Below are 16094 nucleotides of genomic sequence, written 5' to 3'. Positions count from 1 at the left end.
TTGCTTAATCTTAGTCAGGTGAAGACGACAGGTTTTTCTTGCGCACCCGTTTCAGCGCCGCATCCGTAAAGACGCGTAGCCCCAGATCGGGGCGGTAACCGTGGATTTCGCTGACGTCCAAATTCCGCATGAACGACAAGATTTCCTGGCTCACCACCTGTCCGGGGACAAGGATGGGAAAGCCGGGGGGATAGGGGATGATAAAGCTGGCAGACACGACCGTCTGGTTGGCGTCCATCGCATCCTTTAGCGTGCCGTTCAGTTCAAGGTAATCGGTGTTCTTTTCGTCATAAGCGAGGAAGAACGCCGTGCGAATATCACCTTCTGAGGTCACGTTGTCGTTTCGGAACGCCTCGTGGAAACGGCTAAAGTCCGGCAGCGGCGGATAGTTCTCCATCAGGTTGGCAACGCGGTTGTCGAAGGACCGGCGTTCCATCTTGCTGGCGTCATCCAGACGGTCGTCCAACGATCTGGCGATCTCCACCAGCACTTCGATCAGATAGGCGACGCTGGACCGCGTGGTGCCGATGTTGGTCATGAACAAAACGGTATTGCGCGAGGTCTTATTGATCTGGATGCCGTATTTGTCCATCAGGATATCGGTCTTGAACGTGTCACCGTCCCAGCCCGTACCGCCGACTAGCAGCGTCACACGGCTGGCATCCAAGACAAACTGGTCCTTCTCCCAGCAGTCCCACATATCGGTCCAGCCCTGTTGCTGATCGTAATAGCTGGTCACCCCGCTTTCGCGATATTCTTGCGGGATCATGTCGCCCGCGGTCAGCACCTTAAAGTATTTGTTCAGCAGCGGGTGGTCGGCAATCGCGCGGCGCATCGACAAAGCGGCCTCGATCTGGCGCTGCACGAATTCAAAGCCTTCAAGCTCGACCTGACGCCGCCCCACATCAAGCGAGGCGATGATCTGGTAGTTCGGCGAGGTCGAGGTATGGGTCATATAGGCTTCGTGGAAGCTCTGCTCCACCTCGCCCTTAAAGTCCTGATCGTTCACGTGAATCATCGAACCCTGTCGCAGGGATGTCAGCGTTTTATGGGTCGATTGCGTGGTATAGACCCGCACCCGCGCGTTGGGCGCAGGGATCAGCCGCGTATTCAGCAACGTTTCGTCGTCTGCGTCTTTCAGCTCTGCCTGCTGCTTTTCATAGGCGGCGCGATGATCGTCCGACTTGAACCGCACACGCAGCGTATTGGCGGCGTTCATGCCGGTACGCTGGCGGTAGGTCGGGTTAAAGCGGGCAAAGGCAAACCACGCCTCGTCCCACAGGAAGATCAGGTCGGGCTTGATCGCCAGACACTCCTCCATCACCCGCTCGACGTTATAGACCAGCCCGTCGAACGTGCAGTTGGTCAGCAGCAACATGCGCACCTGATTCAGCTTGCCCGCCGCCTTGAGCGCCAGCAACTGGTGCTTGATCTCACGCAGCGGCACGGCACCATACATGGAATATTCGTTCAGCGGATAGCTATCGAGGTAACACACCTGCGCACCTGCCAGCACCATCCCGTAGTGGTGGGATTTGTGGCAGTCGCGGTCCACCAGCACGATGTCACCGGGCCGGACCAGCGCCTGCACGACGATCTTGTTACAGGTCGACGTCCCGTTGGTGGCAAAGAATGTCTGCTTGGATCCGAAAGCGCGGCTTGCCAGTTCCTGCGCCTCTTTGATGGGCCCATGGGGTTCCAGCAAGCTGTCCAGCCCCCCAGACGTGGCCGAGGTTTCCGCAAGAAAGATGTTCGGCCCGTAAAACGCCCCCATGTCCTGGATCCAGTGCGACCGCGTGATCGACTTGCCGCGGCTGATCGGCATGGCGTGGAAGACACCCGTGGGCTGTTTGGAATATTCGACAAGCGCCGTAAAGAATGGCGATTTGTTCCGGGCCTGCACCCCGCGCAGAATGTTCAGATGCAGCTCCATAAAGTCTTCTTGGTTGTAAAAGACCCGACGGCAGATCCCCAGATCCAGACCCGCGATGTCTTCGACTGACCGTTCCGTGACCAGATAGGCATCAAGCTCGGGGCGTACCTTGGCGATCATCCGGCATAGTTCGGGGCCATAGTTTTCCGGCTGGAGCTTGTCGATCTCCTCCTGCCCGCCGGCGCGCGCGAGGTAGCGGACCAGAATAGTCTCGTCCATTTTGGATTTGAGCGTCAGGCCCGGGCGCACAACGATGGCTTGGATATTGTGGTTGAACAGCACCGCGATCAGCGCGTCTTCGATGGATTTGACCACCACCGCCTCATAGTGGAACGGGTCTTCGGGGCGGCGCATCCGGCTGACGTTGGATTTCAGCCAGCGTTCCTGCTGGTCATTCACGTCATCGACGATCAACACCTCGAAATACGGCTTGGTCAGCGCCCGCGCTTCGGGGGACAGCATGGCCTCGTCGTCATGTTCGTCATGGTCGATGCTGTCGCGTTCCAGCGGGATGGTGCGACGGCGATAGGCCCCCGTTGTCAGCGCCCGCGTGATGCGGTTCACGGCAAAGGACATATCGCCAACGCTGTTGTTGTTCAGCATCCGCTGCAGGTGTTCGAACGCTGCCATGCCCGGAAAGGCCCAATAGGGTTCGATCAGCGACAGTGATTCAAACAGCGTTGCGCATTTGGCGCGCAGGGTGTCGGTTTCTTTCGCTGTGGTGGCGCGGGTGAGCCCGCTTGCTGCTTCACGCAGCGCGCTCCATCGGTCGGACCGCAACTGAATTGCCGACGAATAGTCGTTCATAGAATGCATCAATCGTACTCCGCTTTGGGCGGTCGACTGCTGCATCCCGATGTCCGGCACTTTTGAAAAGCACCGGACCTGAGTGCCGCAGCCTAGCCGCTAGATGTCGGCCCGCTGCCCGGTAGATCACCGAGCTTTGCGGGTGGGTTTGGTGTCGCTGCAGCCGGAGCTACAGGCGGTGCGATAGTGGCAGTCCCCGCCGTAGGATTTGGCAGCGGTTCGGGGGCAAAGCCCGGTTGAACCGCAGGTATTGTTGTTTCATGCCCCTTGAACGCAGGCGCATCGGGCACGCGCTGTGCGGGCACATCAACGTGCAGACCGGCGCGGGTCCCCTGATGCGGCACCTCAAGCGGGCCAAGTGTGTTCAGATAGGCGTCCGTCCCGCTGGAGCGGTCATAGATCGAGAAATCGGTAGACCGGTCGCGGAAGGATTTAAGCACCTGCCCCAGACCTTTCATGCCGGTTTCGCGCTGACGGCGCACCATCGACAGGTCGACTTCGATCGGGAACATGTCTTCTTGACCGGCGGACTGGTGCAGCACCATCGACGTGGGATCAACGACCAGCGATTTACCGACGCCACCCGCGCCCAAACCGTTGACGGCAAAGACATAACACTGGAACTGCGCCGCGGTCGCACGGGCAATCGCCAGCTCTGCATCGCGGTCGGTGGTGCCGGTCAGAACCGGTGTCAGCAACACTTCGACGCCTTGGCTGGTCAGCTGGCGCGTGGTTTCGGGGAACCACATGTCATAGCAGATCGACAGCCCGAAACGCCCGACCTCTGGCACGTCAAAGACGCAGAATTCAGTGCCCGCCGCGATGCCGGATTCATAAGGCCGGAACGGGAACATTTTGGCGTAACGGCGGATGATCTCGCCCTCGGGGTTGATCACCACGGCGGTGTTGTACACGCGCCCGTCCTCGGGATTTTTGAGGAACATGGAGCCGGGGATCAGCCAGACACGGTGCTTGCGTGCAGCAGCCTGAAACACCTCAAGCGTTTCATTTTCGGGGGGCAATGCAAACTGGTCAAGCGGGCCAAAAGGCGCCAGCTCGGAAAACAGGACCATCTGGGTCCATGGAAAACGCGCCATCAGGATGTCCAGTCGCTGGATCATGCCATCAACGTTGGACTCCAGCGCGTTGACGTACATCTGTACGCCTGCAATCGCAAAAGGTGTCATAACTTGTCACTCCGTCCAAATGGGCGGAAGGGGCCGGAAATACTCCGCCCATACGCCCAAGGTGACGAGTCCATACCCCCATTGTTGGGAATATTAAACACGTGACGTGATGGTGACCCCACCGGCATTTGCATGGCCTCTATGCGTAACCTGCACAAACTAATTTTCTACACCACCGCTTCTTTGCGCGCCGCACGCGCTGTGCGACCCCGTTGCAGCACGACCACGAGGGCCAGCAGTAACAGCGCGGGGATGAACATCCAATATTTACTTGGGGTTGGGACGGGTTTCAGAACACGCAGCACCTCTTGATCCCAATCGAGACCGGCAGCTTGCGCGGCTGAACCATAGAGCACATCGTCGATGAACATCTTATCGTCCTCGACACGGGTGATCACGCCCGCTGCCTCCAGCCGTTCCTCGCCGGTGGTGCCTTCGCTGATTGGCAACAAGGCGACAAAGTCGATCGGATCGCCCAAATCATTGATACCGGCCACCCGTAGACGCAGGTCTTCGCCCAATGGGGTATCGGCGGCGGCCTGAACGATCGCGGCTGGTGCCTCTTCGGTATAGGGCGGAAAGACCATATCCATCCAGAAACCGGGCCGGAACAGGGTGAAGGCAATCAGCAGCAGGGCAATCGTCTCGTAGAAACGGTTGCGGGCCATAAACCACCCTTGGGTCGCTGCCGCGAACAGCAGCATCGCAATGGTCGCGACAATGAAGACAAAGATGCCCTGCACCACCGTCACATCGATCAACAGAAGTTCGGTGTTGAAGATGAACAGGAATGGCAGCGCCGCAGTCCGCAAGCTGTAAAAGAACGCAACGACACCTGTCTTGATCGGGTCCCCACCGGACACGGCGGCGGCGGCAAAGCTGGCAAGACCCACGGGCGGTGTCACGTCAGCCATGATGCCGAAGTAGAACACAAAGAGATGCACCGCGATCAGCGGCACGATCAAGCCGTTCTGCTGGCCAAGCGTCACGATAACGGGCGCAAGCAGGGCCGATACAACGATATAGTTCGCCGTTGTCGGCAACCCCATCCCAAGGATCAGCGACAGGATCGCGGTCAGGAACAGGATCGCAAGGATATTACCGCCCGAAAGCACCTCGACCACATCTGCCAGCGCAGAGCCAACGCCGGTCTGGCTCACGACACCTACGATCACGCCGGCGGTCGCCGTAGCGATACCGATGCCGATCATATTGCGCGCACCCACGACCAACCCATCGATCAAATCACGGATACCCGCGACCACATCATTGGCGAACTGGCTTTCACCACGGAACAACGCCATCAGCGGACGCTGTGTCACGAGGATAAAGACCATATAGGTCGTGGCCCAGAATGCCGACAGTCCCGGCGACAGGCGATCCACCATCAGCGCCCAAACCAGCACGACGATGGGCAGGATAAAGTGCAAACCCGACCGCACCGTGGGCCCCGGTAAGGGCAGACGCGTGACGGGTTCATTCGGATCATCCAGCACCAGCGGCTCTTCTTTCGAACCGATATACAGCAGACCGGCATAGACCGCCGTTAGCAGCGCAAAGATGATATAGCCCGCAGTGTCGGGGAAGGCCGGGCGCAGCCAACCCATGCCATAATAGACACCAAAGCTCAGCGCGCAGATACAGGCGATGATAAAGGCAGACACCAGCAGACGTTGCACAATCGGCTTGGGCGTATAGGGGCGTTCAAGCCCGACCATACCGGCCTTCAAGGCTTCGAGGTGCACGATATAGACCAGCGCGATGTAGGATATCACGGCAGGCAAAAAGGCGTGTTTGACCACGTCGAAATAGGGAATGCCTACATATTCAACCATCAAGAAGGCCGCAGCGCCCATCACGGGCGGCATGATCTGCCCGTTGACCGACGATGCCACCTCTACCGCGCCGGCTTTTTCAGAGCTGAATCCCACCTTTTTCATCAACGGAATGGTAAATGTCCCCGTGGTCACCACGTTCGCGATGGAGGACCCCGAAATCAGACCCGTCATCGCAGAGGACACCACGGCAGCCTTTGCCGGCCCGCCCTTCATGTGGCCCATCAGGCTGAACGCAACCTGGATGAAATAGTTACCGGCACCGGCCTTATCCAGCAGGGCGCCGAACAGCACAAAGAGGAAGACGAACGAGGTAGAAACCCCAAGCGCGATCCCGAACACGCCTTCGGTGGTGATCCACTGGTGGTTCACGATCTCTGACAGGGAGTTCCCCTTGTGCGCGATGATATCGGGCATCATCTGCCCCAGCACATTGTACACAAGGAAAACCGAGGCGACGATCATCAACGCAGGCCCGAGTGCGCGGCGCGTTGCTTCAAGCAGGATCATAATGCCGATCACAAAGACGACCGTATCCTGCATGTTCGGTGCCCCCACGCGGCCCGAGATTTCGCGGTAATAGACAAACAAATATAGGGCCGACGCCGCACCGACCAGCGCCAAGGCCCATTCCCACAGCGGGATACGATCCTTGGGCGACCCAAGCACAACGGTTGCGACAATGGCGATGGCGACCAGCGGAATCCACCACGTCGGCGTGCCGTCTTTGGCCGCAACCATAAACAGATAGGCCAGCATCACCGGCACAAGAATGCCAAGCCCCAGCTGCACCTTTGTGCGCGCTGCAGGGAAGGCCGCGATGCCAAGGAAAATAGCAAAAGCCAGATGGATCGAGCGTGCCTCGGTGTCGTTAAAGACGCCCCAGCCGAAAATAAAAGGAAGAGGGGATGCGATCCACAGTTGGAAAAGCGACCATGCCAGCGCAGTTAGAGCAAGAAAAACACCAACGCTGCCGGTCGCAGACCTGCCGCCCGTATCCGAAGACGCGACAAGTTCGTCGAGGTCGCTCTGGCTCAGCCCGGCTTTGCCGGCGGCTTCAGCTTCCACTGCGGCGGCTTGGTGTTGGTCATTTTGTGACATCTTCGTCCCCTTGGTGGCCCCGTATCAGGACAGGTGCACGTTTATTGTCTTACTGCTGCGGTCGTTGCCGCAGGGTACGAACGCGAGGTCTCCCCCGCGTTCGAAAATGGTCAAACGTTAGGCTTATTCAATCCAGCCACGCTCTTTGTAGTACTTCGCCGCACCGTCGTGCAGTGGCGCAGACAGGCCGTCTTTGATCATATCTGCTTCTTTGAGGTTCTCAAACGCGGGGTGCAGCTTTTTGAAGCGGTCAAAGTTGTCGAACACGGCTTTGACAACTTCGTACACGACCTCGTCATCCACATCGGAAGATGTCACAAAAGTCGCTTTCACGCCGAATGTTTTCACATCCGCATCGGTGCCTTTGTACATGCCACCGGGGATGGTGGAGTAGGCGTAGAAGGGGTTATCGGCGACCAGCTTGTCGATCGCTTCGCCTTCAACCGGCACCAGCTTGGCGTCTACGGTGGATACGGCTTCCTGGATCGACCCGTTGGGGTGGCCCACGGTATAGATGATCGCGTCGACCTTGTTATCGCCCAAAGCAGCAGCTTGTTCGGCTGGCTTCAGCTCGGATGCGAGCGCGAAATCATCCAGGGTCCAGCCTTTGGCGTCCAGAACGACTTCCATTGTGGCGCGCTGACCGGAACCGGGGTTGCCAATGTTGACACGTTTGCCTTTCAGGTCGTCAAAGCTTTCGATGCCGGAGTCAGCACGCGCGATCACGTTGAAGGGCTCGGCGTGGACAGAGAATACCGCCCGCTCTTTGTCGAACTTGTCGCCTTCGAACTGCGAAGACCCGTTGTACGCGTGGAACTGCCAGTCGGACTGGGCGACACCCATGTCCATGTCACCCGCCTTGATGGCGTTGATGTTGGCGATGGAACCACCGGTGGACGGGGCGGTACATTTCAGGCCGGTCTTGGCGCTGTCACGGTTTACCAAGCGGCAGATCGACTGACCCACAACAAAGTATACCCCGGTCTGGCCGCCGGTCCCGATAGTGATGAATTTTTCCTGCGCGGTGGCTGCGGTACCCGCGACCAGTGCAGAGGCGATGGCGATGGACTTGAAAATCGTCATTTGAAGTCTCCCAACTTAGTTGTCTGAACACACGTCATTGATGCGTATGCTCTCCGTGATGGTTGAAATGAGCGCAGATATTCCGAAGCAAAACAAGCGGATTTATTCCGTTTCCTCCCCGAAAACATGCTCTGACCCTATATGTTTCGCGTGATAAAACTGTGGTTTATTTTCACTATGCGGTACAAAAAGGCCACCGTCATTTAACGGACGCAGGGCAGAAATAACAATGCGTTAGTCCTGTAATCAACTGATTTTTCATAGCTAATTCTATATGCCCATTCCTATATCAGACAATGATAGCGCGGATTGGCGAAATATCAAAACTGCGCGCCGCCAGTAGGGACGAACATCCGACTGGGTTGCGCAGTACATTGAGGTTTATCGTGCTATATACCCTCCGAAAAAGGTGCATTTGACCTTCGCCATTCCAGCAGGAGCCTCCTCCCTATGAAAGCACTACAGTCCCTCGGCCGCTTTGGCCCTTTTGCGCTAATCTCTGCGCTTTTCGTTCTGTTCGCGGCACTTTCAGCGCTGTGGTCATTATGGATGATCCTACCGGCAGTGATCTTGGGCACCCTCATGGCGATGGGGATTTACGATCTGATCCAAACCAAACATTCGATCCTGCGCAACTATCCTGTTCTGGGTCACATGCGGTTCTTCTTTGAAGGCATCCGCCCGGAAATCAGGCAGTACCTGATTGAATCCGATCAGGACGAAGAACCCTTCAGCCGCGATGACCGGTCGTTGGTCTACCAACGCGCCAAGGGCGTTGAAGACGCGCGACCGTTCGGGACGCGGATGCGGGTCTATGATGCCGGATATTCATGGGTCACCCACTCGGTGCAGCCTGTGCATATCACCGATACGGATTTTCGCGTGACCATCGGCAACAAGGATTGCAAGAAAGCCTACGATGCGTCGATCTATAACATCTCGGCCATGAGCTTTGGGTCACTGTCGGCCAATGCGATCAGTGCGCTGAACAAAGGGGCCAAGATGGGCCAGTTCGCCCATGACACCGGCGAAGGCGGGATCAGCCGGTATCACCGCGAGGGCGGCGGCGATCTGATCTATGAAATCGGGTCGGGCTATTTTGGGTGCCGCACAGAAGGTGGTCAGTTTGACCCCGATAAGTTCAAAGAACAGGCCGCCAGTGACCAGATCAAGATGATCGAGCTCAAGCTTAGCCAAGGGGCCAAACCGGGCCACGGGGGGATGCTGCCCGCGTCAAAGATCAGCGCCGAGATCGCGGCAGCCCGGGGGATTCCCATTGGGCACGACTGCATCTCGCCCGCAGCCCACTCTGCCTTCACCTCGCCCGTGCAGATGATGGAGTTTCTAGGCAAGCTGCGCGATCTGTCAGGCGGCAAACCCGTCGGGTTCAAGCTGTGCATCGGACACCAGCGCGAATTCATGTGTATGGTCAAGGCGATGCTGGAGACCGGGATCGTGCCCGACTTTATCGTCGTGGATGGGACCGAAGGCGGCACCGGCGCCGCCCCGTTGGAGTTTGCCAACCACGTCGGCATGCCGATGGTCGAGGGGCTGACCTTTGTGCACAATACTTTGCGCGGTGCCGGTATCCGCGATCAGGTGAAACTGGGGGCAGCGGGCAAAGTTGTGTCGGCCTTTGATATTTCGCGGGCGCTGGCCTTGGGCGCGGATTGGTGCAACTCGGCCCGTGGGTTCATGTTTGCGGTGGGTTGCATTCAGGCGCAGGCGTGCCACACCAATCAGTGCCCCGTTGGCGTCGCGACCCAAGATCCCACGCGGCAACGCGCGCTGGATGTGGACGACAAAAGCCAGCGTGTCGCGCGGTTCCACCGCAATACGCTGATGGCCTTGGGCGAGATGGCCGGTGCCGCCGGTCTGGAAAGCCCCAGCAATTTCCTGCCCCGCCATATGATGATGCGGCAAAGCGATAACAGCATGGTGCAGGGGGATCAGGTCTATGGCTACCTGCCCGAAGGCTATTTGCTGGACGATCAATCACCCGATTATAACGGCAACAAAACCCGTTGGGCACGGGCACAGGCCGACAGCTTTGTGCCCTTCGACTAATGACAGCCAAGGTCAGAAACACAAAAGGCGCGCAGGTATCCCGGCGCGCCTTTCATTAAATCGGGACAGTTTACTTTGCGTCTTCGGCAACCGCAGCAACGACGGAGGCTTCGAAAATCTCGAGCCCCTCTTCGATGATCGCATCGGACGCGGTCAGCGGCACCATAACACGCACGGCGTTGCCCTGCATGCCACAGCTTAGCAGCAACAGGCCCCGCTTGAGCGCATGCGCAATGACACGTTTGGTAAAGTCGCCATCGGGTGCTGCGGTGTCAAAGTCGGTCACAAATTCGACTGCAACCATCGCACCCAAACCACGGATATCCCACATGCGGAACGGCGCGGAGCGTGCACCGATCTCGGCAAAGCGCGCCTTGAGGTGTTCACCCATATCCAAGGAACGCTGCAACAGGCCCTCTTCCTCGATCGCCTCAATCGCGGCAAGCGCTGCGGCACAGGCGACGGGGTTGCCGCCATAGGTGCCCCCCAGACCGCCAGGGATCATCGCGTCCATAACATCGGCGCGGCCAATAACACCGGCCAAAGGATAACCGCCCGCCATGGATTTCGCGACGGTGATCAGGTCAGGCTCTACGCCGGAGTGTTCAATCGCGAACCATTTGCCAGTCCGACCAAAGCCTGCCTGAACCTCGTCTGCAATCAGCATAATGCCGTGCTGGTCACAGATCTCGCGGAGCTGGCGCATCATGTCGAAAGGCACTGGGGTATAGCCACCCTCGCCCAGAACGGGTTCGATGATGATCGCGGCCACACGTTCGGGCTGCGCATCGGTCAGGAACAGGTTTTTCAGACCGGTGATCGCGTCCTCAACGGTGATCCCGTCACGGGCTGATGGGAAGGGCGCGCGGAAGATATCCGACGGGAAGGGGCCCACATCTTTTTTGTATGGGGAAATTTTACCGGTCATCCCCAGCGTCAACAGCGTGCGCCCGTGATAGCCGCCGGTAAAGGCGATCACACCGGGGCGGCCTGTCGCGGCGCGCGCGATCTTAACGGCGTTTTCCACCGCTTCGGCACCGGTTGTGACCAGCAGGGTTTTCTTGGGTGTATCCCCAGGGGCCAGCGCGTTCAGCTTTTCCGCCAGATCGATATAGGGCCCATAAGGCACGACCTGAAAGCTGGTGTGCGTGTACTGGTCTTCTTGCGCCTTTGCCGCGGCGATCACCTTGGGGTGACGGTGGCCGGTGTTCAGCACACCAATGCCGCCGACGAAATCGATATAGCGGTTGCCCTCTACGTCCCAGAGCTCTGCGTTCTCGGCGTATTTCGCATAGATCGGCGCGGCCGACGCGACACCACGTGGGACGGCAAGGTCACGGCGTGCAACCAGCTGTGCATTGGTTTCGACAGATACATTTGCATCAAGCATGTCGGGCACGACGCTGCTTTTTGCCGGTTTCTTTGCAGCGGCATTGCGCGGCTGTTTTTTGACAGTGCTAGGCATATACAAATCCTCTTGTTGAAACGCGACCTGCGTTTAAAATCCTATTATTGCGTTTAATTTAATTGTCAATATAGATCTACCGTAGCGAAATTGACTTAAAGTTTCTGCGCAAAAATTAGCCTGTGATCGCACCATGATACGGGTTATGCAGCAGATAGAAATAATCCGGGGACCGGACGTGGATATAGGTCAAAGACTAAGATCGATAAGAGAAGACCGCGGCCTGTCTCAGCGCGAACTGGCGACCAAGGCGGGGCTGACCAACGGCACCATCTCCCTCATTGAAAAGAACAAGACAAGCCCTTCGGTTGCGTCTTTGAAAAGCTTGCTGGACGCGATCCCGATCAGCATGGCGGAATTCTTTTCGACGTTGGAAGACACCCAGACCCCCAAGGTGTTCTACCGCGAGAACGAATTTACCAAAGTGTCCCCGACCAGCGACGGTCAGGTTTCGCTTCGGCAGCTTGGAAACGCCGAACAGCATTCGCTACAGGTGTTGCACGAAACCTACCCCCCCGGTGCAGATACGGGGCCCGAACTTTTGGTGCACGAAGGCGAAGAAGCCGGCGTTGTCATATCGGGGGAGATCGAGGTCACGGTAGATGGTGCTGTGGCTGTTCTGAGCCCTGGCGATGGCTACCTGTTTGACAGCCGGCTGCCGCACCGTTTCAGAAACATCGGCGACGTTCTATGCATCGTCGTAAGTGCATGTACGCCGCCGAGTTTTTGAATTCGTTATTTGTGGAAGTGCGGATGACCCGCACTGAACCGTTGATTATCGTTCGTCGTCGCGCCGGATAGGGCGATGCAAAGACGATCTTTGGCGCTTTTTCTCTTCGCTGCCGCGCTGCGTGGTCAGCGAAACGATAGCGATTGCGGCCAAAGCGAGAATCAAAAATGATGCGATAAACAAGTCTGTCGTCATTGATGCCTCCTGTACGCTTGTGTGGCTCTTTCAGGAGAGTAACAGTCGGGCGGCCCCAAGGTTCCAGCCTTGGAACCCCCTAAATGCTGCACCGCAGAGCATGGGCTATAATCTGCTGCGACCAAGAATGTCGCCTGACATAGACATAAAGAGCTACAACCGACGCGAAATCGGTAAAATGCCCCTGAATCCCGATAGTTGCGTCAGAAGAGCACCTGATAGCTGACCGGCACCAGATACATCCGCGACATAGCAAAAAAAATTAGATTATTTTCGGTTTACGCCACGGCACCTTAGTAGTCGTAAACTTCTTTCGCTTGCAGGGGGACGTGGAATTCTACCCGAAGAACATAGAGGGCGTCGTCCTCTGTAATCTCTACCTGCCCGTTCAACTGCCGCGAAAACGCGTTTATCAAACGAGAACCGAGCCCTGTGCCGGCTTCGACTTCGCCCTTGCCGAGGGTGTTCTTGACCAACAGCAGCGCCATTTCCGGTTGGGTGTGGGACAGGCTCACTTCAATCTGCCCCGAGCCGTTCGCGTCGGCAGCGACGTATTTCAGCGCGTTTGTAATCGCCTCTGACACCAGCAACGTCAAAGGGGCTGCGTCATCAGGGTCCAATTGCACGGGTTCGTAGTTCTGTATCACTTTCACGGCGGAGCCCGAAGGCAACCCAACGCTAAGCAGCTGGTTCACGATCTCATGCAACAGTGCGCCCCCGTCGACGCGGGACAGGTTATCGTTTTGATACAGGCTTTTGTGCACGGTCGCGAGGCTAAGGATCCGGTCTTGAAGGCGCTGCAACACGCGCTTTGAATCGGGCGTGGCAGCCTGACGGATCTGCATGTTCATGATCGACGAGATCAGCTGAAGATTGTTCTTCACCCGGTGGTGGACTTCTTTCAGCAAGATATTCTTTTGTCGCAGGTTGTCTTCGAGCGCGGCCTCATCCCGTAAAATAGATTCCGCCATGCCTACGAAAGCATTTTCCATATTCACGATTTCGGTTGGAACGACACCGCCGAGCGTCGTCCGCGGCAGAGTTCGGTTCAGCGCGAAATGGTGCATTTGTCGGCCAAGTTTGCGAATATGTTTGATTGCCAGGCGGTTCAGCGCCCAAAACGCGACGATAAGGCTGGCCAGCCACATCGCGATCGGAAGCACAAAGCTTAACCGGGTCATTGCGCCAGCTTTCAGCATGGGGGAATTCTTGGGCCAAACGCTCATGGCATAACCGACACCAGACACGATCGGCAGCACCGCGTATACGCGCTCCTCACCAGCTTGGTTGGTCTCGTGGAAGACCCGGCCAGACTTGCCCGCATACCATTTCAACGCGGCAAATGAGGGCAATTCTTTTTGCGTGGCGGCCAGCTCGCCTTTTGTCGTCAGAATATCGCCCTGCGCATTGAAAGTCAGCATGGCGATCGGGTGCGCCGATTGCTCGGTTACGGGAGCCTCATCGAAATTTTTAAGCGGAACGGACAGGTTGATGAATCCGATTAACTCATCATCCACCTTCAACGGATTTGTGAGGATCATCACCGGCTCGGAGCTTTGCGCCGGATTGGCAGTAACATTCGCCATCCGGGTTTTGAATTGGGTCATCTTTTGAAAGACTTCCCGGTCCGACACATTGCCTGAGACCCCGGTTGAAACGCAGTCCATGCTCCCGTCGGGCGTAATGAAGCTCACGACGGTATAAAGCTCGGATAGTTCTTGGTATTCGCGCAGAAAGGCACTGCACGACACGTCGTCGGATTTAATCAGATTGACCACGGACGCCAAAGCGGCGGCCGCCCCAAAGGCCTCTCTGATCGTGCCATTTTCCAACGTCGAAGCCTGCTCTGTTATCGCAAGCAAGGAAAGCTCTGCGTTTTCAAGGCTTTGATCGGATATCTCGCGGGTTTGTACGACAGCAATCAGACCAATTGGCAACAGGGCGAGCGATAGGAAAAGCAGCACGCGAAACGCGAGGCCACGAAAAATATTCGTTGATAGGAACCCCGACGTCATCGTCAGAAGGAAGAAACTTTGGATGCAGAAATTACAGACATTGTCGCATCATCCGTCATTTCGAGGCTCTCGTCGTCACGCAACCCCATCAACTCTGCAAGGCGCGCACGCGCACGGTTGGTTCGGCTTTTGATTGTACCTACTGCCACGCCACACATATCTGCCGCTTCCTCGTAAGAGAAGCCGGAAGCACCAACAAGCAACAGAGCTTCGCGCTGTTCGTCTTTCAACAGACCCAAGGCCTTGCGGAAGTCGGTCATTTGCATATGCCCGTCGTGCGCCGGCTTTTCGGCTAGGCTTTCGGTGAACACACCATCAACATCCGCGACTTCACGGTTGGCTTTGCGACGCGACGAATAATAAGTGTTCCGCAAAATAGTGAAGAGCCACGCACGCATATTCGTGCCGACTTCAAACTTCTCGATATTCGTCCAGGCTTTGACCAAAGTGTCCTGAACCATGTCGTCGGCGATCGCACCGTTGCGTGTCAGGCTAATGGCAAAGGCGCGCATGGCTGGCAAATGCTCTACCAGTTGATCGCGCGGATCAGCGGCGCTCATCCCTTTTTACCAACTGTTTTATCCTGCTCTTTCAACTGATTAAGCAGGTCCTTGAATTTATCTGGAACACCTTCTTCCATCGTTTCATCGTAAACGCGGCGAAGATTTTCATCGATAAAGCGCTCACGCTCGTCGTTTTGGCCTGATTGCATCAACAAGTTTCCTGCCTTCTCTAAATACTATATATATACATATGACACGGAACCAAACTTAACGTTAGGGGGTTTGGTTCCAGAAATATTTTAAAAGGACGACAATAAATGACGGATGTCACCGAAACACCAAGTGTCAGCGATGCGTTGGGTGAATGCCTTCCTTACCTGCGTCGCTACGCGCGCGCTCTTACCGGTAGTCAAAACAGCGGCGATGCTTTTGCAGCCGCGTCGCTCGAAGCGATCTTGACGGATCGTTCGGTTCTGGATGGTGTCGATACGCGTACGGGTGTTTTTCGGGTGTTGTACGGCATTTGGGCCAGTGCCGGTGCACCTGTTGAAGAAGGCGAAAGCGGTCTGCGGGCCAAAGCGCAAAAACACCTCGCCAAGCTGACCAACCACAGCCGCGAAGCGTTGCTGCTTCACACGATTGAAGGGTTTTCGTTCAAAGAGGTCGGTCAAATCATCGGCGTTGAAGAAACCGAAGCCAGCCAGCTGGTGCAGATTGCGCGTCGCGAGATGGCCGATAGCGTAACCGGTTCGGTCATGATTATCGAAGACGAGGCAATTATCGCGATGGATATCGAATCCATCGTTGCCGAGATGGGTCACCGAGTCACTGGTGTTGCACGCACCCGTGAAGAGGCCGTGAAGCTGGGCAAAGCCGACGTGCCGGACCTGATCCTCGCCGACATTCAATTGGCCGACAACTCCTCCGGTATCGATGCAGTTAACGACCTGCTGCGCGACCTGGGCAACCGTCCGGTTATCTTCATCACAGCCTTTCCCGAACGCCTGCTGACCGGCGACAAGCCCGAGCCCGCGTTCCTGATCTCGAAACCATATACTGTGGATCAGGTTGTTTCTGCTGTTTCGCAGGCGATGTTCTTCTCTTCGACAGAGACGCTGAACAGCTAAGCTAAATATTACCATCGTACAAAAGGCCACGGGTTCCACCGTGGCC

At 56.9% G+C, this 16094-nt stretch carries 11 protein-coding genes; 3 read left to right on the top strand and 8 right to left on the bottom strand.

The window, feature by feature from the left end; translation table 11 throughout:
- Nucleotides 1–10 precede the first annotated feature (10 nt).
- From E5180_RS12755 to E5180_RS12740, 4 genes are all read right to left on the bottom strand, one after another.
- Nucleotides 11–2749 (bottom strand): aminotransferase class I/II-fold pyridoxal phosphate-dependent enzyme, encoded by a 2739-nt coding sequence (locus tag E5180_RS12755; RefSeq protein WP_138924709.1) that lies wholly within the window; start codon nt 2747–2749, stop codon nt 11–13.
- An 83-nt stretch (nt 2750–2832) separates the two neighbouring features.
- A complete protein-coding gene (locus E5180_RS12750) occupies nt 2833–3927 on the bottom strand; it encodes a carbon-nitrogen hydrolase family protein (protein WP_138924708.1) in 1095 nt (364 codons plus the stop codon).
- Between the two features lie 167 nt (nt 3928–4094).
- Entirely contained in the window at nt 4095–6863 is a 2769-nt protein-coding gene (locus E5180_RS12745; RefSeq protein WP_138924707.1) for a TRAP transporter permease, read from the bottom strand.
- A gap of 123 nt (nt 6864–6986) precedes the next feature.
- Nucleotides 6987–7946 carry a TAXI family TRAP transporter solute-binding subunit gene (locus tag E5180_RS12740; RefSeq protein WP_138924706.1) on the bottom strand — a complete coding sequence of 320 codons (960 nt, stop codon included), beginning with the start codon at nt 7944–7946 and terminating at the stop codon, nt 6987–6989.
- 450 nt (nt 7947–8396) lie between these two features.
- Here E5180_RS12740 and E5180_RS12735 point away from each other — a divergent pair, with 450 nt between their 5' ends.
- Nucleotides 8397–10013 carry an FMN-binding glutamate synthase family protein gene (locus E5180_RS12735; protein ID WP_138924705.1) on the top strand — a complete coding sequence of 539 codons (1617 nt, stop codon included), beginning with the start codon at nt 8397–8399 and terminating at the stop codon, nt 10011–10013.
- 70 nt (nt 10014–10083) lie between these two features.
- On the opposite strand, the gene gabT is transcribed toward E5180_RS12735, so the two are convergent.
- A complete protein-coding gene (gene gabT, locus E5180_RS12730) occupies nt 10084–11403 on the bottom strand; it encodes a 4-aminobutyrate--2-oxoglutarate transaminase (RefSeq protein ID WP_441351451.1) in 1320 nt (439 codons plus the stop codon).
- Between the two features lie 253 nt (nt 11404–11656).
- Here gabT and E5180_RS12725 point away from each other — a divergent pair, with 253 nt between their 5' ends.
- Nucleotides 11657–12208, top strand: coding sequence for a cupin domain-containing protein (locus tag E5180_RS12725; protein ID WP_138924703.1), 552 nt, complete (start codon nt 11657–11659; stop codon nt 12206–12208).
- Between the two features lie 488 nt (nt 12209–12696).
- On the opposite strand, the gene E5180_RS12720 is transcribed toward E5180_RS12725, so the two are convergent.
- The 3 genes from E5180_RS12720 to E5180_RS12710 are packed head-to-tail and all read right to left on the bottom strand — an operon-like array spanning nt 12697 to nt 15130.
- Nucleotides 12697–14367: a sensor histidine kinase gene (locus tag E5180_RS12720; protein ID WP_254700479.1), complete on the bottom strand. Its 1671-nt coding sequence runs from the start codon at nt 14365–14367 to the stop codon at nt 12697–12699.
- A 53-nt stretch (nt 14368–14420) separates the two neighbouring features.
- Nucleotides 14421–14978 (bottom strand): RNA polymerase sigma factor, encoded by a 558-nt coding sequence (locus E5180_RS12715; RefSeq protein WP_093732132.1) that lies wholly within the window; start codon nt 14976–14978, stop codon nt 14421–14423.
- Nucleotides 14975–15130 carry a NepR family anti-sigma factor gene (locus E5180_RS12710; RefSeq protein WP_093732133.1) on the bottom strand — a complete coding sequence of 52 codons (156 nt, stop codon included), beginning with the start codon at nt 15128–15130 and terminating at the stop codon, nt 14975–14977. The genes E5180_RS12715 and E5180_RS12710 overlap by 4 nt, the downstream gene beginning before the upstream one ends.
- Before the next feature lie 108 nt (nt 15131–15238).
- Between E5180_RS12710 and E5180_RS12705 the strand changes: the two genes are divergently transcribed.
- Nucleotides 15239–16048 carry a response regulator gene (locus E5180_RS12705; RefSeq protein ID WP_138924701.1) on the top strand — a complete coding sequence of 270 codons (810 nt, stop codon included), beginning with the start codon at nt 15239–15241 and terminating at the stop codon, nt 16046–16048.
- The last annotated feature ends 46 nt before the right edge of the window (nt 16049–16094 follow it).

The sequence above is a fragment of the Sulfitobacter sp. BSw21498 genome, assembly GCF_006064855.1.
Lineage (GTDB): Bacteria > Pseudomonadota > Alphaproteobacteria > Rhodobacterales > Rhodobacteraceae > Sulfitobacter.
The sequence above is the reverse complement of the archived record's forward strand: the minus strand, read 5'-3'. Positions and strand labels throughout refer to the sequence as shown.

Bases quoted from the DNA above. Each gene is read 5' to 3' on its own strand.
- E5180_RS12715 (WP_093732132.1), bottom strand. From the start codon at position 14,978: ATGAGCGCCGCTGATCCGCGCGATCAACTGGTAGAGCATTTGCCAGCC.
- E5180_RS12705 (WP_138924701.1), top strand. From the start codon at position 15,239: ATGACGGATGTCACCGAAACACCAAGTGTCAGCGATGCGTTGGGTGAA.
- E5180_RS12755 (WP_138924709.1), bottom strand. From the start codon at position 2,749: ATGCATTCTATGAACGACTATTCGTCGGCAATTCAGTTGCGGTCCGAC.
- E5180_RS12710 (WP_093732133.1), bottom strand. From the start codon at position 15,130: ATGCAATCAGGCCAAAACGACGAGCGTGAGCGCTTTATCGATGAAAAT.
- E5180_RS12745 (WP_138924707.1), bottom strand. From the start codon at position 6,863: ATGTCACAAAATGACCAACACCAAGCCGCCGCAGTGGAAGCTGAAGCC.
- E5180_RS12740 (WP_138924706.1), bottom strand. From the start codon at position 7,946: ATGACGATTTTCAAGTCCATCGCCATCGCCTCTGCACTGGTCGCGGGT.
- E5180_RS12750 (WP_138924708.1), bottom strand. From the start codon at position 3,927: ATGACACCTTTTGCGATTGCAGGCGTACAGATGTACGTCAACGCGCTG.
- gabT (WP_441351451.1), bottom strand. From the start codon at position 11,403: ATGCTTGATGCAAATGTATCTGTCGAAACCAATGCACAGCTGGTTGCA.
- E5180_RS12735 (WP_138924705.1), top strand. From the start codon at position 8,397: ATGAAAGCACTACAGTCCCTCGGCCGCTTTGGCCCTTTTGCGCTAATC.